General features: G+C 44.5%; 20 protein-coding genes, 1 tRNA gene, 1 other RNA gene and 1 pseudogene. 16 read left to right on the top strand and 7 right to left on the bottom strand.

The features are described from left to right. Window positions 1-301: 301 nt before the first annotated feature. From ligA to BTW00_RS12155, 3 genes are all read left to right on the top strand, one after another. A complete protein-coding gene (gene ligA, locus BTW00_RS12145; RefSeq protein WP_075107629.1) occupies window positions 302-2,416 on the top strand; it encodes an NAD-dependent DNA ligase LigA in 2,115 nt (704 codons plus the stop codon). A 5-nt stretch (window positions 2,417-2,421) separates the two neighbouring features. After that, a complete protein-coding gene (locus BTW00_RS12150) occupies window positions 2,422-4,335 on the top strand; it encodes a lipopolysaccharide assembly protein LapB (protein WP_143506609.1) in 1,914 nt (637 codons plus the stop codon). A 170-nt stretch (window positions 4,336-4,505) separates the two neighbouring features. Next, the gene (locus BTW00_RS12155) at window positions 4,506-5,366 is read left to right on the top strand and encodes a MauE/DoxX family redox-associated membrane protein (RefSeq protein ID WP_143506611.1); all 861 of its coding nucleotides are present in this window, start codon (window positions 4,506-4,508) and stop codon (window positions 5,364-5,366) included. 36 nt (window positions 5,367-5,402) lie between these two features. On the opposite strand, the gene BTW00_RS12160 is transcribed toward BTW00_RS12155, so the two are convergent. The 3 genes from BTW00_RS12160 to BTW00_RS12170 form a co-directional block, all read right to left on the bottom strand. Then, the gene (locus tag BTW00_RS12160) at window positions 5,403-5,969 is read right to left on the bottom strand and encodes a hypothetical protein (protein WP_256714071.1); all 567 of its coding nucleotides are present in this window, start codon (window positions 5,967-5,969) and stop codon (window positions 5,403-5,405) included. Window positions 5,970-6,145: 176 nt separating this feature from the next. Further along, window positions 6,146-6,556, bottom strand: coding sequence for a hypothetical protein (locus BTW00_RS12165; protein ID WP_075107632.1), 411 nt, complete (start codon window positions 6,554-6,556; stop codon window positions 6,146-6,148). 336 nt (window positions 6,557-6,892) lie between these two features. Beyond that, window positions 6,893-9,394, bottom strand: coding sequence for a YgiQ family radical SAM protein (locus BTW00_RS12170; RefSeq protein WP_075107633.1), 2,502 nt, complete (start codon window positions 9,392-9,394; stop codon window positions 6,893-6,895). 450 nt (window positions 9,395-9,844) lie between these two features. Here BTW00_RS12170 and BTW00_RS12175 point away from each other — a divergent pair, with 450 nt between their 5' ends. Together BTW00_RS12175 and BTW00_RS12180 are read left to right on the top strand one after the other, a co-directional pair. After that, window positions 9,845-11,224 (top strand): ammonium transporter, encoded by a 1,380-nt coding sequence (locus tag BTW00_RS12175; protein WP_143506613.1) that lies wholly within the window; start codon window positions 9,845-9,847, stop codon window positions 11,222-11,224. 10 nt (window positions 11,225-11,234) lie between these two features. Then, the gene (locus BTW00_RS12180) at window positions 11,235-11,852 is read left to right on the top strand and encodes a hypothetical protein (protein WP_075107634.1); all 618 of its coding nucleotides are present in this window, start codon (window positions 11,235-11,237) and stop codon (window positions 11,850-11,852) included. Window positions 11,853-11,944: 92 nt separating this feature from the next. On the opposite strand, the gene BTW00_RS12185 is transcribed toward BTW00_RS12180, so the two are convergent. Together BTW00_RS12185 and BTW00_RS12190 are read right to left on the bottom strand one after the other, a co-directional pair. Further along, window positions 11,945-12,697, bottom strand: coding sequence for a hypothetical protein (locus tag BTW00_RS12185; RefSeq protein ID WP_083603651.1), 753 nt, complete (start codon window positions 12,695-12,697; stop codon window positions 11,945-11,947). A 144-nt stretch (window positions 12,698-12,841) separates the two neighbouring features. Further along, entirely contained in the window at window positions 12,842-13,309 is a 468-nt protein-coding gene (locus BTW00_RS12190; RefSeq protein ID WP_075107635.1) for an Lrp/AsnC family transcriptional regulator, read from the bottom strand. A gap of 278 nt (window positions 13,310-13,587) precedes the next feature. On the opposite strand from BTW00_RS12190, the gene rarD reads away from it, so the two are divergent. Next, window positions 13,588-14,595 (top strand): EamA family transporter RarD, encoded by a 1,008-nt coding sequence (rarD, locus tag BTW00_RS12195; protein WP_075107636.1) that lies wholly within the window; start codon window positions 13,588-13,590, stop codon window positions 14,593-14,595. 273 nt (window positions 14,596-14,868) lie between these two features. Here rarD and smpB read toward each other — a convergent pair whose 3' ends face one another. Then, window positions 14,869-15,345, bottom strand: a complete 477-nt coding sequence (gene smpB / locus BTW00_RS12200; RefSeq protein ID WP_057758370.1) for an SsrA-binding protein SmpB — start codon at window positions 15,343-15,345, stop codon at window positions 14,869-14,871. A gap of 252 nt (window positions 15,346-15,597) precedes the next feature. On the opposite strand from smpB, the gene coaD reads away from it, so the two are divergent. Next, window positions 15,598-16,116, top strand: a complete 519-nt coding sequence (coaD, locus tag BTW00_RS12205; protein ID WP_075107637.1) for a pantetheine-phosphate adenylyltransferase — start codon at window positions 15,598-15,600, stop codon at window positions 16,114-16,116. Between the two features lie 44 nt (window positions 16,117-16,160). Here the strand turns inward: coaD and BTW00_RS14315 are convergent. Further along, window positions 16,161-16,211 (bottom strand): annotated as a pseudogene (locus BTW00_RS14315) (hypothetical protein); the annotation flags it as partial. Between BTW00_RS14315 and BTW00_RS12210 the strand changes: the two are divergent. From BTW00_RS12210 to rnc, 9 genes are all read left to right on the top strand, one after another. Next, the gene (locus BTW00_RS12210; protein WP_058024492.1) at window positions 16,212-16,460 is read left to right on the top strand and encodes a YfhL family 4Fe-4S dicluster ferredoxin; all 249 of its coding nucleotides are present in this window, start codon (window positions 16,212-16,214) and stop codon (window positions 16,458-16,460) included. 55 nt (window positions 16,461-16,515) lie between these two features. Then, window positions 16,516-17,835: an adenosylmethionine--8-amino-7-oxononanoate transaminase gene (gene bioA / locus BTW00_RS12215; RefSeq protein WP_075107638.1), complete on the top strand. Its 1,320-nt coding sequence runs from the start codon at window positions 16,516-16,518 to the stop codon at window positions 17,833-17,835. 2 nt (window positions 17,836-17,837) lie between these two features. Beyond that, window positions 17,838-18,554 (top strand): dethiobiotin synthase, encoded by a 717-nt coding sequence (bioD, locus tag BTW00_RS12220; RefSeq protein ID WP_075107639.1) that lies wholly within the window; start codon window positions 17,838-17,840, stop codon window positions 18,552-18,554. Window positions 18,555-18,648: 94 nt separating this feature from the next. Further along, window positions 18,649-19,014, top strand: an RNA gene (gene rnpB, locus BTW00_RS12225) — RNase P RNA component class A. 121 nt (window positions 19,015-19,135) lie between these two features. Next, window positions 19,136-19,212 (top strand) — tRNA-Met (locus BTW00_RS12230). 404 nt (window positions 19,213-19,616) lie between these two features. Then, window positions 19,617-21,416, top strand: coding sequence for a translation elongation factor 4 (lepA, locus tag BTW00_RS12235; protein WP_075107640.1), 1,800 nt, complete (start codon window positions 19,617-19,619; stop codon window positions 21,414-21,416). 105 nt (window positions 21,417-21,521) lie between these two features. Continuing rightward, window positions 21,522-22,424 (top strand): signal peptidase I, encoded by a 903-nt coding sequence (gene lepB, locus BTW00_RS12240; protein ID WP_075107641.1) that lies wholly within the window; start codon window positions 21,522-21,524, stop codon window positions 22,422-22,424. 143 nt (window positions 22,425-22,567) lie between these two features. Continuing rightward, the gene (locus BTW00_RS12245) at window positions 22,568-22,960 is read left to right on the top strand and encodes a DUF4845 domain-containing protein (RefSeq protein WP_256714072.1); all 393 of its coding nucleotides are present in this window, start codon (window positions 22,568-22,570) and stop codon (window positions 22,958-22,960) included. Window positions 22,961-23,063: 103 nt separating this feature from the next. Beyond that, a complete protein-coding gene (gene rnc / locus BTW00_RS12250) occupies window positions 23,064-23,861 on the top strand; it encodes a ribonuclease III (RefSeq protein ID WP_058024497.1) in 798 nt (265 codons plus the stop codon). The last annotated feature ends 181 nt before the right edge of the window (window positions 23,862-24,042 follow it).

Raw genomic sequence — 24,042 nt, forward strand, 5'->3', positions numbered from 1 at the left:
GGGCTGATGCTAAAATTGCCCCATACTGCGTTACAAATCTCGCTAAGGCATCTGCATTATCGTCGCTTTGTGCCTTGTCTGGAACAATTTTAGCGATCAGCAGTGCCTATTTGCGAATGTTCAACACGCCCTAGAGTCGGTTCAAGATAATTTAGATACAAGGAAGGTGAGTGAAAGTGCTACACGTCGTAGACTGAGCGAGCCTGACACAGTAGCTGATTTATATAGGATTGGCTATATCCGAGCCTCCTGTAAACTTGTTATCATAACGGCATCTTGAATGACAAAAAAGACCCCGACTATGACTGACACTACCTCACCAAATAATTCTAAAAACCTATCTGCTCAAGTACAAAGTGCAACATCTAATATATCCAGTTTGACCGATAACAGTGCCAAGAACAGCGCAGAGATTATCTCGCAAATGCGCACACTTATCGAGTCGATAAAAACGCACAATTATGCTTACTATGTGCTGGATAATCCAATCTTAGAAGACAGTGAATACGATCAATTGCGCCGCTCATTGCTTGAGATCGAAGAAGCATATCCAGACCTGATACAACCTGACAGTCCGATCAATCAAGTTGGTGATATGCCGCTCTCAGCCTTTACCCAAGTCACGCATGATATTCCGATGCTATCGCTCGGCAATGTCTTTGAGTATGATGATTTGCGTGACTTTATGCGCCGTGTCAATGATCGCCTCAGCGACTCGCAGCAAAATCCTGAATATGTAATGGAGCAAAAGCTTGATGGATTGGCAGTCTCATTAAAATACGAGCACGGCAAGTTCGTCCAAGCGGTGACGCGCGGTGATGGGCAGACAGGGGAGGACATTACTCAAAATGCCAAAACCATTCGCAATTTACCACTATGGATCGCCGATGCCGCTGATATCGAGTTGTTAGAAGTGCGCGGTGAAGTGCTGATGCCAAAGGCGGGGTTTGAGCGCCTTAATCGACTGAGCGAGGCGAACGAGGGCAAAACCTTTGCCAATCCACGCAATGCCGCTGCTGGTAGCTTACGCCAGCTTGATCCCGCCATAGCTGCCAGTCGTCCACTGGCCTTTTACGGTTATTCGGTCAATCAAGGACTGCCTGAGAGTATAGAAACCCAATCAGGGGCGCTGGCATGGCTCACCGAGCTTGGCTTTACCGTCAGCGCAGTAAGGGTAGTTGATACTCCACGAGAGGCACAAATTTATTACGAGAAGGCGATTGAAGAGCGCAACCAGTTGCCCTATGAGATCGACGGTATGGTCATCAAGGTCAATAGCCTTGCATTACAGCAGCAGCTTGGGTTTTTATCTCGTGAACCGCGCTGGGCGACGGCCTATAAATTCCCTGCCGAAACCGTCATGACGCGCCTCAACGATATCGAATGGCAAGTTGGTCGTACAGGTCAAATCACCCCAGTCGGCAAGCTCGAACCCGTCAAAGTCGGCGGCGTCACCGTCAGCAATGTCACCTTGCATAACTTTGGTGAGATCCAGCGCTTGGATGTGCGCGCAGGCGATATGGTCAGCGTCCACCGTGCAGGTGATGTTATCCCCAAAGTCACCCGCGTGTGGCACGAGCAGCGCCCAGCCGATAGCAAGCCAGTCACCCTACCTTCTACTTGCCCTGTCTGCGACTCTCCTGTCGTCCTGCCAGAAGATGAAGCTTTGGCCCGCTGTACAGGCGGACTGTTTTGCCCTGCGCAGCAGACCGAGGCGCTCATTCACTTTGTCTCACGCCGTGCCATGGATATCGATGGGCTTGGTGCGAGTTGGCTGATTAGCTTCTTTGAGCATGGTCTGGTTAAAACGGTTGCTGATATCTATCAGTTGCACAATCATGCGGATGAGATGGTCACCTTTGAAAAACTGGGTGAAAAATCGGTACAAAACATCATCAACGCTATCGAAGCCAGCAAGCATACGACACTCGCACGTTTTATCTATGCGCTGGGTATTCGCGGTGTGGGCGAAGGCACAGCACAGAACTTTGCTCAGCAATTTGGTGATTTAGACAGTCTTATGAGTGCCAGTATTGAGACCTTGATAAAAACGCCAGATGTTGGCGAAATCACCGCCGAGCTAACTTATAAGTTCTTCCGTGCGCCGCACAATATAGAAGTCATCACCGCCTTACGAGAAGCAGGCGTGCATTGGGATAAAGTCGAGCAGGTTGCCTCAGAAGGTCTGCCACTCGATGGACAAACGTGGGTCATCACAGGTGCGCTCGATAGCATGGCGCGTGATGAAGCCAAAGCCAAACTGCAAGCGCTGGGTGCAAAAGTCTCAGGCAGCATCTCGGCAAAAACGACTGCGCTACTGGCAGGGGACAAGGCTGGCTCTAAACTGACCAAAGCAGAAAAGCTGGGTGTTAAAGTGGTGGGTGAAGATGAGTTTTTGGCGATGGTTGGGGAGTGAAAAAAATGAGCATGGATAGCTACGAAAATTTAGATGAAGTGACTCGGAAGCAGATTGAGGAGTTGCAAAAGGTTACACGTAAAAGTGATAGTGACGAGCAATTTTCACTTGCTCAGAGAAAGCTGGCTGAAATATTCTATAAGCATGGATTGCTTGATGAAGCTGTTAGAGTCAGTAAATTAATTAAGCCTCAGGACAATAGAGAACATTATAAAAAAGCACAATATAATATTGCTGCTGTTTATGAAGAACAAGACAAAACTGAAGAAGCTCTAAAGATATGGTCGGAAATAGAAGCAGACTCTTCAGAGATATATTCTAGAGCACAGTATAATATTGGCAATATAAAAAATGACTTAGGTGAATTTGAGGAAGCAAAAAAAGCGTGGGGTAAGGTCAAGAAAAACGGTAGTCCAGAGGTATATGCTAGAGCACAATACAATCTAGCTTCTCGACTTGTTAAAGAAGGTCAGGAAGACAATGCTATTCGAGCATGGCGTAATATAGGAAAGAAAGATGACTCTGAGATATATGCACTTGCACAGTTTAATATAGGCGTTAGTCTAAACATCAAAGACAGTACTTATGAAGCTTTAGAGGCATGGGAAAAAATAGAAGCTAAGGATTCTTTAGAAGCATTCAATCGTGCTCAATACAATATTTGTACAGTATCGTTGGAAAATACGCAGTATCAAGATATTAATAGAGCTGAGAATGCGCTTAAGAAAATCGTAAACGGGTATCAATATGAAAAGCGATGTCTAGAAAAAATCTGTAGATTGCTTAAGACTTCCTCTACTGATATTGGAAAATATTTATTACTACTATTCACTCATACTACTGAGATTATTGAAATACTTAAAGTGGATTTTAGCCATAGAGTAACTGACAATAAGCCTGTAGAACGTAAACTAGCTCACTATACTGGTACAGATACAACAAATAAATTACTAGATATAGAAAAAGGAAAAGAACAACCAAGCTCATTTCGTCTGAACACTATAAATAACGTAAATGATCCTAGTGAAGGCAAACTGCTTTTGAATTATCTAAAAGGGATCAAAGAGGGATTATCATATAATTCTCAATTTGATGAAGATTTACATGCTTTTATTAGTTGCTTTACCTTCAACCACGATAGTCTTAACCAGTTCAGGCTATACGGTAAACAAGATAATAAAGAAGCCTCAGGAATTAGTTTGGTATTTAATCAAAATTTTTTTCAAAAACATGATTCTACTGCAGGGTTGTCTTACGTAGCATTTGAAGATAGTTTGCAAAAAATAAATGTAACTTCTATTCAGGGAAGTACTGGCGAAAAAGTTGTAGAAAGAATAAATAAGCAGCCAGTAATGAGATGTGTCTATCTTGATCCTACTTCTGATTACATTCATTTAGCTCAGCGTAATCGTTTAACGTTTTTTAGAGAGTTTAACAACGAAACTGTACAAGTGGAAAGCGGACAGATAAGTAAAGCTGAACACGAATGGGAGAGATATCAAAGTTTTATTGATAAAAAGACTGAAGATTTTAGAAGTGTCTTTATAGGTCTTCAAAGTGATTATAGAACTATTACTGAAAAAATGATTGAGATTGAGGAAAAAAACGCAAGCTTGTCAGGTAAGATAGAAGTTTTATTAAACGAAATTCTTTTACCTCTGAAATACCTTATCAAACATTCAGCATTTCAAGAAGAGCAAGAGTGCCGCATGGTTTATATGACTTCACTTGATGATAAAAAAGTAAAGATGGAGTTTGGAAGATTTCTATATGTCGAGTATGAGCCAAAGGTAAAAGCACATTTGGACAAAATTTACATTGCACCAGTTGCTAATAAGTATCAACCCTACTTAGCTAAATTACTATGCAATACTAATGTGAAAATTGAACTCTCTAACAACCCTTATCGTCAGACTTAATATATTTTAGTAGCGTATTTCATGTAAACCAAAACCAACCACTTATCATTAAACCTAACAAAGTTAACAAGACTGATTCAGATCGCCCTTACCGATGCTTATAAGATAATAGTCACAAATATAAAAAACTATGATCAAGCAGTGAATAAGCAAAACGTAAGGAGCGCGTTATGGCAGACAATACTAATAATGAATCTAATACCGACACTATAGATAGTAGCCAAAGTCCGCAAGTACAGCATCTCATCGACACTCTACAAGGCGAGCATATCGGCAAAGAAGGCGGGCAGTCTGCCGTCATCTTTCGGATGGTGATGCCAGACCACCTATGTCCGTTTGGCCTCAAATCAATCGATGCGCTCAAGCACGCAGGCTACGATATCATTGATCGTCATATCACGACCCAAGATGAGAATACACTGGTCAAAGAGACGCTTGGGGTCAAGACCACGCCGCAGACCTTTATCGATGGCAAGCGCATTGGTGGTAATGATGATCTGCAAGTATTTTTGGGTAATCATGAACCCGAGACAGACGACGACACCACGTACGCGCCCATTATTGCGATATTTGCTGTTACCGCGCTGATGACACTGGCATTATGCTGGGCTTTTGCCGTCAGCGTCTTTTCGATACAAGCGCTTATGTGGTTTGTCGCGCTGTCCATGTGTGTATTGGCGATTAAAAAACTTGAGGATTTGGAAGGGTTTACCACTGGGTTTTTGGGCTATGATTTACTCGCACGCCGCGTGGTACGCTACGCCTATGTATATCCATTTTTAGAAGCGTTTGCCGGTATCGCTATGCTTGCCGATCAGCCTTGGCTCAATCCGATTGCGGGTCTGGTCGCCTTTATCATCGGCTTAATCGGCGGAGTATCGGTTATTAAAGCCGTCTATATCGATAAGCGCGAGCTAAAATGCGCCTGCGTCGGCGGCGATAGCAATGTCCCACTGGGCGCGATCTCTTTAACCGAAAACGTTATGATGTTCGGTATGGGTGGTTATATGCTGATTCGCGCTTTATTATAATCAAGTGATTAGATGATGCGTAACCGATACATCGAGCTACTCCGCCATTTCCCCATGCGCCTTAGCGTCACCTTTTTTGCTATCAGGTTTAATCACGATAGGTAATATCAATCCTTTAGCAAAGTCGTCTGATAACACATAATCGTAGGTACTGGCAGCGACGTCAGGTGTGGTATGAATGACCAGCTTCATCTCGTTGCCATCGGTTAGCTCATGTGAGACATAGGTTTCGCTCAGCTGATCCAAGGCTTTGGATAGCGCTTCGTTACTGGCCATACTGATAGTGAGGTTGTGTTGAGCGGTGGCAAGATCGACATCGAAGTACTCTGCATAGTCACGGACGTTTTGACTATCGATTGCAAATGGATACTTATAGTTGGTGGGGTCGGCAGGCTTGGTCCCACTAGCGACTAATGACCAGTCTATCTGATCGGCTGCTGGTATTGACGAGTCTGATGCGGTCGCCGCTGTTTCGGAGGCTTGGTTAGGGGTTTCGGTGCTATTATCACAGCCTGTTAGCGTCCACATACTCGCAGCTGCCATTACCATCATCGTTATCAGACGCGTCGCCATCGGGTTATCCTTTTTATTATTGATCATCATTAATTGGTGCTAAGGCTATTTTGACAGGTTTCGGTGTGCTTCTCTAGCAAAACAAACCAGCACTGGTGATATCCATAATTATCAGAGAGAAGATGTGTATAAAGAACACGTATAAAAAACAGCCGCTCAAGGGCGACTGTTTTATTTTTGATAGAGCGCTGCTTATCTTTGAGTAATTAGAGTTGGCAGTTTACTTTATATTCTTGGCCGCTTGCCCATTTCATCGCAAAGATGCCTTTGTCACCTTTCATGTGCCACGCATAGACCGCTTTTGGATTTGAATCGTTGACATAGCTTGCGACGTCGCCTTTTACATCACCATTTAAGACGAGCTTTTGCTCTGTCCATTTTACTTTAGGTAAGGTGGCATTGAGCATGACTTGTTTTTTGTTAATAGACTGCTTTGCCATGATGGTGCTGCCATCGGTACAGGTATAAGGGGCGGCTGCCATGCGATCATAAGCGGCAGTGACTTTTTCTGGCGCTGAGGTATCAGTCTCATCTGGCATGGTAGGCGCGGTCGTGGCACAGGCGCTTAGTAGGGCAAGGGCAGGTAGGGCGGTTGCAATTTTAGTGATGGTTTTCATCGTTCTCTCCTAAAGTATTACTGGTGTCATTTACTTGTTCTTAATAATGCGTTTAGTATATAAGAGGTTATAGTAGCGAAAACGAAGTATTGCCGTGTTAGAAATTGTTCATTACCTATTAGCTTCGTTACCCAATCGCTGACTAATGTAACTTACCATCTCCAGCCTATTGAAAGATAAACGATAATCATTTGAATTTTCATTCATTAATAAGTCAGATAAAAAAAGCACCTATCAACTGAGCGCTGATAGATGCTTTTTTTATGGGTCTAATACGATCTACATTTAGTTCATGTTTCTATACTATTCATATTATTAAAACTACTTCTTATCAAGCTATTTGGTTTTGCGCGGTGGCAGACCCGTATGCTGAGTTTGGAAGTTGCCTTTGCTGACTTTTTTCTTGGTGTTTTTGCCGACCGTATTTTTGCTTGTGCCAGCACGGTTTGCAGCGTTGTTGTTTGACGAGTTGTTGCTACGCTTCACCGAGTCATTGCCTAGGCGACTGTTCTTTTTGCGCGCTGACTGATAGCTGTCTTGCGCCGCATCACGCCCCTCTAAGTGTGCGTTAAATGGTGGAATCAAGCAACCACGGTTTTTGCCAATCAGATCACTACGGCCCATGTCTTGTAGCGCTTTACGTAGTAGTGCCCAGTTTTTTGGATCATGATAACGCAGGAACGCTTTATGCAGTTTGCGCTGCTTGCCAGATTTGACAATATCCATATCACCTTCACTACGGCTGATCTTATGTAGTGGGTCTTTGTGGGTGTGATACATGGTCGTGGCGGTTGCCATCGGGCTTGGATAAAACGCCTGTACTTGGTCAGCGCGATAGCCATGACTTTTTAGCCACAGCGCAAGGTTCATCATGTCTTCATCTTTCGTACCTGGATGGGCAGCGATGAAATAAGGAATCAGATATTGCTCTTTGCCCGCTTCCTGACTGTACTGCTCAAACATCGCTTTGAATTGATCATAACTGCCCATGCCAGGCTTCATCATCTTCGATAACACGCCTTCTTCAGAGTGCTCAGGGGCAATCTTTAGATAACCGCCGACATGATGGCTGACCAGTTCTTTGACGTATTCAGGATCTTTTACCGCCAAATCATAACGCAAACCTGAAGCAATCAGGATTTTTTTCACGCCTTTGATATCACGGGCTTTGCGATACAGTTTGGTCAAATTACTGTGATCGGTCAGCAGGTTTTCGCAGACATCAGGATAGACACAAGAGGGCTTACGGCAGTTCTTTTCAATCGTCTCGTCTTTACAGCTCAGACGATACATATTGGCTGTTGGGCCACCAAGATCAGAGATCACGCCAGTATAGTTAGGTGCGGTATCACGAATCGCTTCGACTTCACGCAAGATTGAGTCTTCTGAACGGTTTTGGATAATGCGGCCTTCGTGCTCGGTGATCGAGCAGAAGGTGCAACCGCCAAAACAGCCGCGCATGATATTGACCGAAAACTTGATCATGTCATAAGCAGGGATACGCGCATCGCCATAGCTTGGGTGCGGCAGGCGCGCATATGGCAAGTCAAACACATAATCCATCTCTTCAGTCGAGAGTGGAATCGGTGGTGGGTTCAGCCAGACATCGATAGAAGTATGCGAGTTACCTGCACCGCTACTATGACGCTGCACCAGCGCGCGGGCGTTACCCGGATTGGTCTCTAAATGTAAGATACGGTTGGCATGCGCATAAAGCACAGGGTCAGATTTGACATGCTCATAGTCAGGCAGACGAATCACCGTTTGCTCACGTGGTGGCATTTTGATTTTGTGCTTGCGGGCGGTTTTCGGCTTATCAAACACATTGTCAAAGCCGCGCATCTGTACCACTTGGGTATCAGTATCCACTTGGTCGGCATTAATGACTTTGTCAGTGACTGGCTCAGCGACAAAACCCTGATATTGTGATGACATAGATGACATAGATGACATAGATGACATCGACGACAGCATGGCTTGCCCAACAGGCGAGTCCGATGGTTTGTTCTGCTCAATTGAGCAGCTATCAACGTCTTCGGTCATGACATACGGGTTGATGATCGGATCGACACGGCCAACGGTATCGACATCGTTACTTGCGACCTCGGTCATATCCGCTTGCCAATGACGACGCGTTGGGGTCAATAAATACGCTGTACCGCGTAGCTTACTCATTTGCTCAAAGCTATAGCCTTTTGATAGACCATGTACGACATCGACGATGGCGCGCTCAGCATTACCATACAATAAGACATCCGCACGCGCATCGAGCAAAATACTACGGCGCACTTTGTCTGACCAATAGTCATAATGCGCAATACGGCGTAAGCTGCCCTCGATACCGCCTAAAATAATAGGCACATCAGGATAGGCTTCACGGCAGCGCTGGCTATAGACGATAGCCGCGCGGTCAGGGCGCTTATTAGCGACGTTCCCAGGAGAGTAGGCATCATCACTACGGATTTTACGATCGGCGGTATAGCGGTTGATCATACTATCCATATTGCCAGCGGTCACGCCGTACGCATAGACAGGCTTACCAAGCTCCATAAAGGCATCTTTGCTCTTCCAATCTGGCTGCGCGATGATACCGACGCGAAAGCCTTGTGACTCAAGCAAGCGACCGATAATCGCCATACCAAAGCTTGGGTGATCGACATAGGCATCGCCTGAGACGATGATAACATCGCAAGCATCCCAGCCCAGATCGTCCATCTCTTTGCGGCTCATCGGTAGATAAGGCGCAGGCTCATAGCAGCTCGCCCAGTGTTTGTCATAATCATAAAGTGGCTTGGTGCCTTGTTTAAAGGCAGTGCGGGCGATGGTATCGGCAGACATGGGCGGACCTGTTAATTAGAAAATGGCACTAATAATACAACCCTTATACATCACTGATGATAAAGGCTGATTTAAAAGCGCTCATTTTAACATGAATCGCCTTCACTATGCGACCTATTATATGAGGGGCGATTGCCGATAAGTTATTGATAGCGCGAGATAAACTGCTCATGCAAAGTGTGCTGCTAGCCTAGCAGAATAATGGTAAAAATGATTTCAGCAGAACCGTCACATCGACGCAAGCATGGTTGTTAAAGTGCAATTATCAAAGTATGTGTTTGGTCAGTACTAATCATTTGTTTTCTCATGTTTGTTAGCCGTTCTAATTTTCATCCATAGCTTTTGGCATAGCTTTTGCTCCAACCCCGTTAGGGCTTATTTGTGTGCATTCGTGAGTGAAAATGGTGCACCGATAAAAATTGAACGGATAGATAAGTGTTTGGAGATAAAATGAGAACATCATCTGTTGGGCTGGATGTATTGGAGAAGCTACTCAAGTCATCACTAGGTAAGATATTAGCGCTCAGTACGCTACTGTTTGGCACGATAGCTAGTGCACAAGCTGCGGAAGCAGACACATTGACGGTGGCGCAGCTACTCGAATATCAAAATATCGCTTGGATTATCTGGGGCGGGGTTTTAGTGTTCTTTATGCAGGCAGGTTTTGCGCTACTTGAGAGCGGATCGGTACGCGCAAAGAACGCCGTCAATGTGATGATGAAAAACTATACCGACATGTGTATCGGTGGTCTGGCGTTTTATTTGGTGGGTTTTGGGTTGATGATGGGTACTAATCATTCGGGGTTTGTCGGTACCGATCATTTTATGCCAGTCAATCTATCCAATATGGACTGGGCACTGATGTTCTTTCAGATGATGTTTGCGGCGACAGCGGTGACCATCGCGAGTGGTGCCATGGCAGAGCGTGTCTCGTTTATCGGCTATGCAGTCGCCGCCTGTTTGATCTGTCTATTTATCTATCCTGTGTTTGCCAGTTGGGTCTGGGGTGGGTATTTCGGCGGAACAGGGTGGCTGACCGAGCTTGGTTTTATTGATTTTGCTGGTTCGACCGTCGTGCATTCTATCGGGGGTTGGTTGGCGCTGGCAGGTATTTTGGTCATTGGGCCAAGACTGGGCCGCTTTGCCCCTGATGGTACGCCAAGACTCATCGCAGGTCACAACATGACGCTATTGACGCTTGGCGGGTTTATCTTATGGTTTGGTTGGTTCGGCTTCAATGCTGGATCGACATTATCTATCACTGGAAATATTGGCTTGATTGCCGTCAATACTTTTATCGCTGCGGTCAGTGCGGTGGTGAGCTACATGCTGATTGCTCGGACAATGAATAAAGCCATTTTGCTCAGTGATAGTGTCAATGCCAGTTTGATCGGTCTGGTATCTATCACGGCAGGCTGTGCCACAACAACGCCCATTTTTGCTGTTGTCATCGGTGCCATCGCCTCTGTGGTCTATATCTTATCCACGCAAGCATTATTAAAGTTCAAAATAGACGATGTGGTATCAGCGGTGGCAGTGCATGGATTCGGCGGTGCATGGGGCACACTTGCAGCTGGAATATTTTATACAGGGGACTTATTTAACTTATCACGAATTGGCGTACAAGCGCTAGGCGTGGGCGTGGCGTTAGCTTGGGGACTGGGGTTGGGTCTTGTGATGTATAAGCTGATTGATCTAAGCTTTGGGTTAAAGGCCAGCCGCTTACATGAGCAGCGTGGTCTGGATTATACTGAGCATGCAGAGCTTGGGTATCCTGAGTTTCAAAAGCAAATGTTCGATGCGAAAAGCCTAACAGAGCGGCATTTATAGGAGAGAGCTGATGAATATTGATACTCAATCCGTCGACCAAACCGTGTCCGCGATGGCAGAGGTGCTGTCAGAGTATTTACATCCTGAAGAGGTGCGCCTGCTCAAGCGGCAGTGGCAACAGTACTCGACTGTCTCTGTCAAAATGATGCAGCAATGCATCTTGGATGCGACAAGGCGCTATCCTGAACTACAAGGTCACAAATCTGAAATTCGTAAAGGCTTTTGGGCTACGCTACAAGCAGACAATCAGCCGTCAGTGGAGTCTGACAGTCATAGCGAGGCAGTCACCGTACCTATCTCTGAGCCCGTTCTCGCATTCTATACCGTGATAGAAGCGCTGCGCAGTCAGCTAACGGCAGCAGACAGTCGCCGCTTTTTTCATAGTATGCACCAAACTGTTTCGCAAGAACGCACCTTCAAAGGGCATCACATCAATATCAATCAGTTTTTGGAAGGTAATCGCCCACCTGTACCGGACAATGAGCACCTGTTAAACAATCTGATGCAACTTGCCTACGTGTGCTTGTGCGATATTATTGGTCCTGTAGAGGCAGATGAGATACTGTTTCAAGCAGCACAAACGGCCAAGCAAAGTTATCCAAAAGCCGTCGTCGAAAAATTATTTTAACCTATCAAGTGAGCACGTTACGAGCAAGTACGGATATCGCCTCGTAACGTACCTTATGGTTTCAGGTGAGTCAGTGCGCTGTCTGATAGCTTTTAATTATCTAATAATTGAAGCGGGAAAGTCACCACGTCAAAAGCGAGTGCAAAGGGAAGTAATACCAGTTTTTGCGCGCTATTTGGTCCATGACGGTTTGTGTTTTTTTGCTGCGTTTGAGTATAAAAGCTTACCGTATAAGGCTTGGTTAGAGCGCGATAATTTGACTGAATCAAGCTTAAATTACTCACTTGCGGATATATGGCACCTTTCACGGGGACATTAAAACAAAAACGCTGGGCACCAATACGTTGATCACTGGCTGAGGTACACTCTCGGGCATTATTTTGTAAAAAGAACTGATAATCTGTGCGTCCAAACTCGTCTTTTAATTTGGCGTAAGACAGCCTCATTTCTCCTTGGAAGTGTCCATCATTATTGGGGACATAAAAACTCATGTCATTGTCAACGTGAATGTTTTTTTGCGTGAGATTGCTGAGCAAACTGATCATCTCAGTCCCACCTTGGGTGAGTACGTAGCTGTTTTTTTCACCAACGATAACCATCGTCGCATTTGGTGTTTTTGGTAATGCCTGCGCTGGACGGCCAAAGGCAATAATTTGGTCTTCTGATAATGTTTGCTTAGTAGTGAGGACATGGTTATTACTTTCTAGCAACGAGCTGGTCGCACAGCCTGACATTGCAAGCATTGAAGCCAACATGGTTCCTGTTATCAATGCTTTTGGGCTTATATGCTTTAGTATGTTATACCTGCTAGTGGTCTTGTGAGGGCAGTCTGGTTGATAGGTCATGATCAGGCTTCCTTGTCTACTTCGATGAATAAAAAATGTCCTAACTATTATCAAACTTAAGTTCATATATTACAAGTTTTGAATACAGTTTAAACTCTTATTATTAATAAAAAAGCTGATACCAACTAATACAGATAAATATATTTAGTCTAAGGTAATCTTGGTTCCACTCTTGGTAAAGTTCATCACAAACTGACTTTTAAAGTTGCGTACATTATTTTCGTAAGTCAGCAAGCTACGGGTGAACTGGTGGTAGTCGCTCATATTTTTGGCATTGACCATCAGCATAAAATCAAAATCGCCAGATACTTCATAACAGCTCATCACTTGCGATTGTGCGTCCATCAAACGCTCAAATCGATGCTGCATCGACGTATTGGAGCGCTCCATTTCTATCATCACCACTGCGGTCAGACCGTAGCCCACTTTATTGGGATTAACGATGGCGACTTGCTTGGTAATCACGCCGCTATCTATCAATGCTTGAATGCGACGCTGAGCCGTCGCAATAGAAACGTGCACTCGTTCTGCGACAGTTTTAAGCGGTAATGTCGCATCATCTTGCAATAGGTTCAAAATGGCTTTATCGGTGTCATCTAGATGCTGACTCATGTGCTTATCCTTTTACAGTAACCCTTTTATAGAAATGGGTTTTGGAGTAAAAATATAATAAGAATTATGCATTTATTAAATTATTATCATAATAACTTAGTAAATGATAAATAAATTGATTTATACGGTAGTAATTGAAAAATAAATTCATTATTTTTGATAAATAGATAATTTATATCATAAGACATCAGTAGAATAATACCTATCAGCCAATAGTTACGCAACTTACGCACGCTGAGCTTCACCTTTTATCCTTATCTCAATCTATGGTGCTTCCCATGTCTATGCAAATGCTATCCAATACCGTCACTACGAGCCTCACACGCTGGCTGTTACCTAGTGTTTGGACAACTGGTAACACGCAGCAGCGCACGCTGATGTTGGGAGTGTCATTTGCCATCTTATCTAATATTTTGTTTGGTGTGCTCTATGCGTATAGCAGCTTTCTGACGCCTTTGTCAGGCACACAAGTATTTATCTGGCGTATGCTGTCAATGTGGGCGGTGTTGGTCGGTTACTTATTGATGAGTGGTCGGCTAGGCATACACATCGATAAATTGCGTGCACTGCGCTCGGTCAAACAGTGGGCATGGTTACTACTACCTACGCCGATATTTTTGAGTCAGCTGTGGCTATTTATGTGGGCACCGGTCAATGGACAAGGCGTACAAACCGCGATGGGCTATTTTTTGTTTCCACTCATGATGGTGGTGTTCGGTTGCCTGCTGTTCGGCGAAAAGCTCAGTCGTCTACAGTGGCTTGCGGTCGCATTTGCGGCGGTAGGGGTGTTTAGTGAAATCATTCGTACGCAGAGTGTTTCTTGGGCAACGTTGTGGGTGTGTGGTACTTATCCGATATATTATATCGTGCGTAGACTCCAAGGCATTGACGCCATCACTGGTATGCTGGTCGATCTGACCTTGTTTGCCCCATTTGCGCTTGGTTACTTATACTTTTTTGCACCTAGCAATTTGGCGATGGTAGCAGGGTCTGGATTTTTGATCATGATGTTAGTTGGTCTTGGCGTTTTGAGCATCCTAGCAATGAAAACCAATATTGATGCCAGCCAAATGCTTCCAGTCAATGTCTATGGCATGATGAGTTATATAGAACCTGCTTTGCTATTTATATTGGCGGTGACGGTGCTCGGTAATCCGTTTGAATCAGCAATGATTTATAGTTATGGGTTGATCTGGTTAGGTATTGCTTGTTTGATTGCTCATGGGATAAAGCAGCTTCGCGCTCGTAAAAGTGTGCCATTGGCGGTCAAAGGGCAGGTCGCGTAAGCGGCTAGTATGGTAGTTAATGAGTATTGTCAGTCACGAGTGTTAACAGTTGATAAGTATAGTAGATTCAATTTAAAAATGTTATAGCGCTACTGGTATAAATTTTCCTTGCGTGCTGTATACACAGAGGCTGCGAAAAATTCATCCCAGTAGCGCTTTGGAACTTATGACAGTTTTGTTTTGAACTGACTATATAATCATTAATAAGGTACAAAAAAGGACGGCTCAATATTTACTGAGCCGTCCTTTTTTGACACGTAGATTAAATAACACTTAATCTAAATGTTGTTTAAAGCCGCGCTGCTTATCACGTTCCCAATCGCGATCTTTTAACGTCTTACGTTTGTCGTGTTGTTTTTTACCTAATGCGAGGCCAATTTGGCATTTCACTAGCGAGTTTTTCCAGTAGCAAGACAGCGGTACGCAAGCGTAGCCTTTTTGATTGATTGCTCCAGACAGTTTTTCGATTTCACGACGATTGAGCAGCAGTTTACGGGTACGAATACTGTCTGGACTAACGTGCGTAGAGCTCGATAGTAATGGCTGAATGTGCGCACCAAATAAGAAAGCTTCGTTATTGCGAAATATGACGTACGCTTCAGTGATGGTCATTTTTCCTGCACGAATGGCTTTGACTTCCCAGCCTTGCAATGCCAATCCCGCTTCAAAGGTTTCTTCGATAAAATATTCATGACGCGCTTTTTTATTGGCACAAATCTGATTATCAGGTTTTTTTGATTTTTTTGACATAATTTCTCCATAAGGATTGCCTAAAAACACAGGCACCTTATTTGACCAGTCCTACTAATTCCTCATCTTAACCCATTCAATGGTATTGAATTTTATTTGGATTATAAGTCAGATGAGTCGAACCGCCTATTGTATCAAAGCCTCTGGTGAAAAGGTAAATCGGCTGTTAGGACAAATGTAGCAGATAAGTATTAAGTTTGAGCAAAATTTGCTAGCATATGGCCTAATATTACCGATTATATTAGCCATGCTATGAGCCATTCTATTTCTGCTAATTCCTCAAAGCTACACACCAAAATTCTATATCCTGGTACGTTTGATCCTATTACCAATGGTCATGTGGATTTGGTGACACGCGCAACCAAGCTCTTTGATGAGGTGGTGATTGCGGTTGCCTCGGGGCATCATAAAAAACCTCTATTTAATTTTGAAGAGCGAGTCGCTTTAGTCGAAACCGTATTTGCCGATTTACCGCAAGTCTCGGTGATTGGCTTTGAAGGGTTGCTCGTTGATTTTATGCGCGAAAAACACGCCACCGCCGTGCTGCGCGGGCTGCGCGCGATGTCCGATTTTGAGTACGAGTTTCAACTGGCCAATATGAATCGCGAGCTTGATGAAAACTTTGAAGCCGTATTTTTGACCCCCTCTCAGAACTATTCATTTATCTCATCGACCATGATTCGCGAAATTGCCAAACTCGGTGGCGATGTCAGTAAATTTGTCCCACCTTGTGTGTTGCAAGCTTTTGACAAAAAATTAAATAGTAACTAAAAGATGCTGCATCAAAAATACTCTGCTAGCACTTGCTAAAACAGTCAAGCGCAGCCAGATAAGGCTAATATGAGCAAAAATATAAGGAGCAGTTTATGGCGCTATTAATCACTGATGAGTGCATTAACTGTGATGTGTGTGAGCCTGCTTGCCCCAATGAGGCCATCTCAGAAGGCGATGATATTTATGTCATTGATCCAGATCTATGCACAGAATGTGTCGGGCATTTTGACGAGCCACAATGCGTGGTGATTTGTCCCGTCGACTGTATCCCTCATGACCCCAATCATGTCGAGACAGAAAATGATTTATTAGCCAAATACAAGCGTATTACGGGTCAATAAAATATTGATAAGCGATTGATGACGTTTGGGTTTACAACGCTTTAGGGATGATACGATGACCAAAAAAAACACGACCGCCACAGCCATCCAAGCAACGAATGAGTTTGATCAACGGCACTTATGGCACCCGTATGCCAGCCTACCACCCACTTATTCTAATATCGTAATCGATCGCGCTGAAGGGATTTATATCATCACTGAAGACGGCACGCGCTTAATTGATGGTATGTCGTCATGGTGGGCGAGCGTCCATGGCTACAATCACCCCAAGCTAAACGACGCGCTGTCCCAGCAGTTGAGCAAAATGGCGCATGTGATGTTTGGTGGATTGACCCATCAGCCAGCGATAGACTTGGGCAAAAAGCTACTCGATATTGTACCTACTGGCCTTGACGCTATTTTTTATGCAGACAGTGGCAGTATCGCGGTAGAAGTGGCACTAAAAATGGCGCTGCAATATCAAGTAGCTGCCGAGCGCCCAAACAAGCAGCAGTTTGCGTCAACCCATTCAGGCTATTACGGAGATACTTGGCATGCCATGAGTGTCTGTGATCCTATCAATGGGATGCACAGTCTGTATGGCAAGCAGCTACCGATGCAGCATTTTGTCTCAGCACCGCCACTTGGCTTTGATCGCGCATTGACGGCAGATGATCGTGAGTCATTAGCTCAGTTTTTTGCAGAGTATGGCGCGCAGCTGGCAGGATTTATTATCGAGCCAATTATTCAGGGCGCAGGTGGTATGCGTTTTTATAGCCCTGAATATTTGCGGCTATTACGCGCACTTTGTGATAAGTACAATGTACTCTTGATAGCGGATGAAATTGCTACTGGATTTGGGCGTAGTGGAAAGTTATTTGCCTGTGAGCATGCTGGCATCAGCCCTGATATCATGACCATTGGCAAGGCGCTGACCGGTGGCTACATGACTTTTGCCGCAACGCTCTGTACTCGTCATATTGCCGATACCATTCATAATAGTGACTATCCAGCGCTGATGCATGGCCCGACCTTTATGGGTAATCCGCTCGCCTGTGCGGTCGCCTGTGCATCGATTGATTTGATCCTATCTTATGATATCGAAACGCGTACTGCCAATATGCAGCGTACGATGGAGCAAGCCCTGACGTCAGCTGCACAGCTGGCAGGTGTTGCCGAGGTTCGTTGTTTGGGGGCAGTTGCTGTGATTGAGTTAGATGACGCCGTTGATATGCCCATTTTTCAGTCTTTATTGATTGATCATGGTATCTGGGTCAGACCCTTTGGGAAGCTGGTATACATTATGCCGCCTTACATTATTACTGATTATGAGCTGACCACCTTATGCCAAGCGCTGCTAAAAGTAGTACGTAAATATTTAGAACATCGAGGTTAACCATGAGCGTGCTATTTGTCTCCGGCATCGATACTGACATTGGCAAAACCTATGCCACGGGTCTACTTGCCAAAGCGTTGATGCAGCAAGGCGTCAACGTTATCACCCAAAAGTTGGTACAAACGGGCATCAGTAAACAACCAGATGGCGAGCTGGGCATTGCAGATGATATTTTAAGTCACCGTCAATTGATGCAGATGCCATTACAGCCATGCGATCTGGACTTTACCACCTGTCCTTATCGCTATGAGAAGCCTGCGTCTCCTCATCTGGCTACTAAGCTATTAGGAGAGATACTTGATCCTGATATGATTACTAACGCTACCAAGCGCCTGCAGGCACAGTATGATACGGTGCTACTAGAAGGTGCAGGTGGTTTACTTGTGCCAATTACAGAGAATCTACTCACGTTGGATTATATTGCCAAGCAAGGCTATCCTATCGTCTTGGTCACCTCTGGCCGACTGGGTAGCATCAATCATACGTTGCTTAGTTTGGAGGCGATAAAATCGCGCGGCTTAATGATCCATAGTGTGATTTACAATCATGTCCATGATGATGCTGAACAAACGGATGCTGAGATTGCAAATAGTACCATTGATTTTTTGCAGGCGTATTTGGCGCGCCATTACCCCAAAACGCACTGGCTGGTTTTGGCCAAACAAGCAAATGAACATTCAGATAATGCTGACATAGCCTTGCCAACAGCATTTATCTAAGTGTTTAAAGTGCTTTTAAGGTCATTAAAGTCATTCTAAAAATAAGCCGAAAAGACATTCCCATACAGGCGTTAGTTTTGCTATACTAGCGCGCTTGGTAGACTAGGCGATCGCCGCTGCACACTGGCAACAGATGAGCAGGGGAGGAAAGTCCGGGCTACATAGGGCAGCGTGCCAGCTAACGGCTGGGCAGGGTAACTTGACGACCAGTGCAGCAGAGAGTAGACCGCCTTTGGTATCCTAGATATCATCGGTAAGGGTGAAAGGGTGCGGTAAGAGCGCACCGCGTGGATGGCAACATCTCACGGCATGGTAAACTCCACGCGTAGCAAGACCAAATAGGCATCGGCATGGCGCGGCCCGCGTTCGATGCGGGTAGGTTGCTTGAGCGTATTAGCGATGATACGCCTAGAGGAATGATCGTCCACGACAGAACCCGGCTTATCGGTTTACCAAACCTTTTTTATCGTTTGTTGTAGTAATCGTTGCAATTAATCTGAATGACATTCATTTTTTTGCAAAAAATGCCCATTAGGGGTTGACGGCGGTCAGCAGCTTGGGCATAATGTGCAGCCTAAAACGGCGATGTAGCTCAGCTGGTTAGAGCGCACGACTCATAATCGTGAGGTCGAGAGTTCAAGTCTCTCCATCGCCACCATATATAGCAGTATTAAAAAAGCCAATCTTTCGAGATTGGCTTTTTTTTGCCTGAAATAATCTTTCATTTACAAGGTTTGTATGTGCTATTGCTTAGTCAAATACTCCTTGTTAGATGTCTGGCAGTCTCGCTTACTTGATAAATACTTTCTCTGCTACTAAAATCGCCTTACTTTGCAGTAGAAAACTGCTAGAATACTCTTTGGTATGTGCGTACAAGAGCGCAGCAGAGTTACCGTACTAAGTACTGGGCTTTAGGCGAGGTTATCCATTCTAAGGATTACGATCGACACAACAGCTGACCTATAGCATACGTTTTAACGAAGCATACCTATCTTATCAAGTGTACTTGACCATATTTATCTCTTATCTTTATTCTATCACCTTTAATTTAGTAGGCGCTTCGTGACTGCATTAGCCAATATTCGTAACTTTTCAATCATTGCCCACATTGATCATGGTAAGTCGACCCTTGCCGATCGTTTTATTCAGATGTGCGGTGCCTTGCAAGATCGCGAGATGCAGGCGCAGGTGCTCGACTCGATGGATATTGAGCGTGAGCGCGGTATCACTATCAAAGCACAATCGGTAACATTATTTTATGACCATCCAAATGGTGAGCGCTATCAGCTTAACTTTATTGATACGCCCGGCCACGTTGATTTCTCGTATGAGGTGTCACGCTCATTGGCCGCTTGCGAAGGCGCGCTATTGGTGGTCGATGCCGCGCAAGGCGTAGAAGCACAGTCGGTTGCCAACTGTTATACAGCAGTGGATCAAGGTTTAGAGGTGATGGCAGTCCTTAATAAGATTGATTTGCCGCAGGTCGAGCCTGAGCGTGTTATTCAAGAGATTGAAGATATTATCGGAATAGAAGCCATTGATGCCCCTCGTGTTTCAGCGAAGTCTGGTCTGGGTGTCGATAAATTGTTGGAAGCGTTGGTTGAATTCATTCCAGCACCGACTGGCGACCGTGAAGCACCCTTACAAGCGCTTATCATTGATTCATGGTTTGACAGTTATCTGGGTGTGGTCTCACTGGTTCGCGTACGTGAAGGGACGGTGAAAAAAGGCGATAAGATTTATATCAAATCAACGGGCGATGCTCATCCAGTAAGCTCTATCGGTGTATTCACGCCCAAACCTGTCGATACGGGTATTTTAGAAGCGGGTGAAGTAGGCTTTATTATCGCTGGTATCAAAGATATTGCAGGCGCGCCAGTTGGCGATACGATTACGCATGCCAGTACGCCTGATGTTGAACGTATCCCAGGTTTTAAACAGATCACGCCACAAGTATATGCAGGCATGTTCCCAGTCGATTCGAGTGATTTTGAAAAATTCCGTGAAGCGCTGCAGAAATTGCAAATCAACGATGCGTCATTATTTTTTGAGCCTGATACTTCAGACGCGTTAGGCTTTGGCTTTCGTTGTGGCTTCTTAGGCATGCTACACATGGAGATTATCCAAGAGCGCTTAGAGCGTGAGTATGACTTGGATTTGATCACCACTGCGCCTTCAGTTATCTATGAGATTGAAAAGAAAGGCGGTGAAGTCATCTATGTTGATAATCCATCAAGACTGCCTGAGCCTAACAATATTGAAGAGTTCCGTGAGCCAATTGCCCGCTGTCAGATTTTAGTACCGCAAGATTACTTGGGTAACGTCATGACGCTATGTATCGAGCGCCGCGGTGTGCAGGTCGATATGCGCTTTATGGGTAAGCAGGTTCAGGTTATCTTTGATATTCCGATGGGTGAGGTGGTCATGGATTTCTTTGACCGTCTAAAATCAGTCTCGCGTGGTTTTGCCTCATTGGACTATAATTTTGATCGTTATCAAGTGGACAAATTGGTTAAAGTCGACGTGCTAATCAACGGTGAAAAGGTGGATGCCTTGGCAATGATTGTACATCAAGACCAAGCACGTTTCCGCGGTAATCAGCTAGTGTCCAAGATGAAAGAGCTGATTCCACGTCAGATGTTTGATGTGGCGATTCAAGCCGCAATTGGTAGTCAGATCATTGGTCGTAGTACGGTAAAAGCCATGCGTAAAGATGTCTTGGCCAAATGCTATGGCGGTGACGTATCGCGTAAGAAAAAGCTGTTGTCTAAGCAAAAAGCAGGTAAAAAACGTATGAAACAAGTGGGTAGTGTGGAGATTCCACAAGAAGCCTTCTTGGCTGTCTTGCAAGTTGATAGTTAATAGACAGTGCTATCTCAGATAGTTTTTGTACATAGCAGCAGTTGAATATCGTTAATTTTATCGTCAAAGCAACTAGACAAACAGCACGTTAATAGGCAATTTGGTATGGATTTTGATTTCAATTTAATTTTAGTGCCGTTGACCATAGGCTTAGGAATTGTCTGGCTGCTAGATAAGCTGGCACTCAAGCAGCGCAAAACTCGCGGTCGAGGTCAAGAAAGTCTGTTAGTGCGATGGGCCTATGATTTTTTTCCTGTGTTGGCCGTCGTATTGATCGTACGCTCGTTTTTGATTGAGCCTTTCAATATTCCATCTTCTTCCATGGTGCCAACGCTATATACGGGTGATTTTATTGCGGTCAACAAGTATGCGTATGGCGTTCGTCTACCGCTAACGTATAATAAAGTTTTGGATACTGGCGAGCCTGAGCATGGCGATGTAGTGGTATTCCGTTATCCTGAAAACCCAAGCATCTACTATATCAAGCGCTTGATTGGCTTGCCAGGCGATACCGTCAGCTACAATCAAGGTACAATCTCTATTAATGATGTACCAGTGGAGACGACGCCTGTAGATTTTTCGGCAAGTGCAGAATTGACGTCACAACTTTATTTGCCAGGACAAGTTGGTCCAGGTCAGGTGCTCACAGAAGAGAGTGCTGCTGCGATGGGTCAGGAAGAAGAGGACGCCGCACAGTATTTCCAAGAGACACAGGGTAAAAACACACACCTTGTTCGCTACTTAAATGGTATGAACAGCTCACAGTATGCTCCCTTCCTACAACAACAATCACCAGAAGTTGTGAGTTCAGAAGGTACAGAGTGGCGTATTAAAGTGCCAGAGGGTAAGTATTTTGTCATGGGTGACAACCGTGATCGCAGTGCAGATGGTCGCTTTTGGGGTTTTGTCCCTGATGAAAACTTAGCGGGTAAAGCGGTCTATATATGGATGCACAAGCCACCTGGACTAAATCTACCAACCTTTGAACGCAATGGTGCTATTGATTAGTATTGTGAGTACTCTATTGGTTGATTTATCGATAATAGTTTTATGCTAATATCGTTACTATTCAATAAATAGCGTTTTACTATCTAAGTCATAGGTATAGAACGCTATTAAAAATAGTCATCTATCAATCGAGGATTTCCATCATGCAGCAGTTATCTGGTCTTGCCACGCAGCGCGGTGCTAGTGTGACAAACATCGTTCTCATTATTATGGTGTTGGGGATCGCGGTTAAACTCCTGGTGGCCATTGTGCCTGCTCAAATTGGTGACTATCAGCTCACGAAACTTTTGAGTGCAGAGCTTAAAGTAGCCAATGACAATAACGAGACAGCCAAGCAATTCGTTGAGCGTGTTAATAAGCAGCTATCCATCAATGCTGACTATGACACCAATGCAGAAGATGTATTCACTTTTACCAATAAAAAAACGGGCCAATTGGCCATTCATAAAGAATATGCAGTAACCAGTACGTTCTTTAGCAATGTCGATATTGTGAATCGTTTCGAAGGAAATATCGATATGGCTACAGCAGAATAAATAATCATAATATGGGACAGCGCTTCAGTGTCCTCAACAAAATCCAATATAGACTCTTATTAAACTAAATCTGTAAAACAGAAGGGATAACCACAAGCCACGCATGAAACCAACTTCGCAACATTCCCAAGCGGTTCTTACTCCTAAAAAAAATAGCACGTCTGTCGACACGCTTGTTGTTAGCTCAGAATTTACTCAGCGCTTAGCAGTCTTAACGCGCAAGTTAGGCTATGACTTTAATGATTTGAGCCTGCCAAAGCTTGCCTTGACGCACCGCTCATTTGACAGCAAAAAAAATTATGAGCGCCTAGAGTTTTTGGGTGATGCGCTTTTGGGCATGATTGTGGGTGAGGCTTTATACCATCGTTATCCTAATCAAAACGAAGGGCGTCTAACCCGTATGCGTGCAACTTTGGTCCGCCAAGAATCATTGGTTATTATCGCGCAAAATCTAGAGCTGTCTAACCATCTGATATTAGGCGTGGGTGAGCGTAAGGGTGGCGGCCGTAATCGTGCTTCTATATTGGCGGATGCGGTAGAGTCTTTGATTGGAGCCATCTATTTAGACAGTCAAGATATGGATATCACTCGTCATTGCGTACTCTCTTGGTATGGAGACTTGATTGACAACGTTAATGACCAAAAAGCACTAAAAGATGCAAAGAGCCGTTTGCAAGAGTGGTTACAGTCTAAGCAATTTGATTTGCCAAGCTACGAGCTTATGGAAACACGTGGCAACGCTCCTCATCAAATCTTCGTGGTACGCTGTCACGTGAATATTCAAAACTGCCCTGATATTACTGAATCTGGTGAAAGTCGCCGCATCGCTGAGCAAAAAGCAGCAGAACTTATGATTAATCAGCTGCACAAGCTTCCAGGATCCGCTAAAAAACGCTCTTAGCGAATATTCGCAGGTGATTACAGGCATATTTCTGAGTCAACAATGCCGCTTTTGCGTGATGAGACCTGAAGCGGCATAGACCTAATTTACCTTGTATACTACTTATTTCAAATATTACCAGCTGATATCCAATAGTAACTACACCGACAAACTATTAAGTCATATTTGGCTGGATATAAAC

The organism is Psychrobacter sp. C 20.9, from assembly GCF_001921765.1.
GTDB classification, from domain to species: Bacteria; Pseudomonadota; Gammaproteobacteria; order Pseudomonadales; family Moraxellaceae; genus Psychrobacter; species Psychrobacter piscatorii_B.